The 1,327-nt window shown below is 61.1% G+C and carries 3 protein-coding genes and 1 pseudogene; all 4 read left to right on the top strand.

Annotation, left to right across the window (positions count from 1 at the left end; genetic code table 11):
* Window positions 1–94 (top strand): annotated as a pseudogene (locus tag ACW9IR_RS29390) (head completion/stabilization protein); the annotation flags it as partial.
* The gene (locus ACW9IR_RS29385; RefSeq protein ID WP_457466106.1) at window positions 91–543 is read left to right on the top strand and encodes a phage tail protein; all 453 of its coding nucleotides are present in this window, start codon (window positions 91–93) and stop codon (window positions 541–543) included. The pseudogene ACW9IR_RS29390 and the gene ACW9IR_RS29385, both read left to right, overlap by 4 nt.
* A complete protein-coding gene (locus ACW9IR_RS29380) occupies window positions 530–1,213 on the top strand; it encodes a phage virion morphogenesis protein (RefSeq protein WP_071173509.1) in 684 nt (227 codons plus the stop codon). Before ACW9IR_RS29385 ends, ACW9IR_RS29380 begins: the two co-directional genes overlap by 14 nt.
* An 11-nt stretch (window positions 1,214–1,224) precedes the next feature.
* Window positions 1,225–1,327, top strand: a 103-nt coding sequence (locus ACW9IR_RS29375) for a DUF2586 family protein (RefSeq protein ID WP_457466107.1), incomplete at its 3' end; no start/stop codon positions are given.

Here is a 1,327-nt window from a genome sequence, read left to right as displayed (position 1 = left end):
AGCGCCCGAGCTTAAAGAAACCTTCTTGGCATTCAGCCAATCCGCCGTTCGTGCCTTGCAAGGCCGTGGCCGCATCACGGCGGCGCTGCTGTGACCAAGCTGCAAGGATTAACCGCCTACTTGCGGGAACGCCGTTTGGTCGAGCCTGAACAGCTCGACAGTTTTACCGAGCAGGTGAAACTCATACTGGTCTGGAAACCGGACGTGGGCGGTATGCATCTGGGCGACATGCACTATCGCGCCGTGATCGTCCTGGAGCGCTTCGCCGACCATCCGGCGCGTCTGATGGCGTTGGTGGGCAGTTGGCTGGAAAACCACGACGCCAACCGTGACCGCCACGAACTGCCGGCGCCGGAGTTCCTTGTGGAGCCTCTGGATAACGATCTGTTCGACGTGGAAATCACGCTGGAGTTTGTCGAGCCGCAGTATCTGGCCGAAGACCCTGCCGGCGAGATCGAAGCCTTCGGCAAGACCTGGGCCTTTGTCCCGTTTGATCTGTGGATTGCAGAGCGCGGCGAGGTGGCCACCGATGGCCGGGCGTAGCACGTTCGAACTCGACATTCGCGGTCGCTTGGGCGTACGCGAACAACTGGCGTTGCTGAGCCTGCCGCCGCAATTGCGCCGCCGCTTGCTGAACCAGGTCACCAAACGCGTGCGGACGATGAGCCGCAAGCGAGTGCGTGAGCAGAAGAACCTGGACGGCACACCCTTCGCCCCACGCAAGGGCGACACCAAGGGCAAAAAGAAGATGGAAGCCGGCTTGGCCAAGTTGATGGTGGTCACCCGGGTGTCCGCTGATGAAGCGGAATTGGGCTGGAAAAACGCCCTGACCCGATGGGTCGCCGCGCAGCAGCACAACGGCGTCAGTGAGCGCCGCACCGCCCAGCAGATGCGCCGATGGAACAAGACCCCACCGGGTTTGGCAGCAACCGACAAGCAAGCCAAGCGCTTGCGCCGGTTGGGCTTCCGTGTGCGCCAAGCAGGCAAAAAGACGCTGACCCGGCCGTCGGTGGCGTGGATTCAAGAGCATGTGAACTACGCCAAAGCCGGTTTGCTGATCCGGATCCTGGACGACCAGCGCAGCGAAAGCACCGGCGCGCAGAGCTGGGAAATCACGCTGCCGAAACGCCAGTTCATCGGCGCCGAAACTGAGCGCGAAACCAATCTCCTGATTAACCAGGTGTTGCAACAAATCCTAACTTCACCCCGCTAACGAGGCACTGCATGGCACTCGGTCAAGTCACCGTCGACAATCTCAATCTAGGCCAGGGCGCCGTGACAGAGGTTGAGCGTTACTTTCTTTTCATCGGCCCCGCCGCCAAAAACG

This window comes from Pseudomonas sp. SDT291_1_S447, from assembly GCF_054070155.1.
The sequence above is the reverse complement of the archived record's forward strand: the minus strand, read 5'-3'. Positions and strand labels throughout refer to the sequence as shown.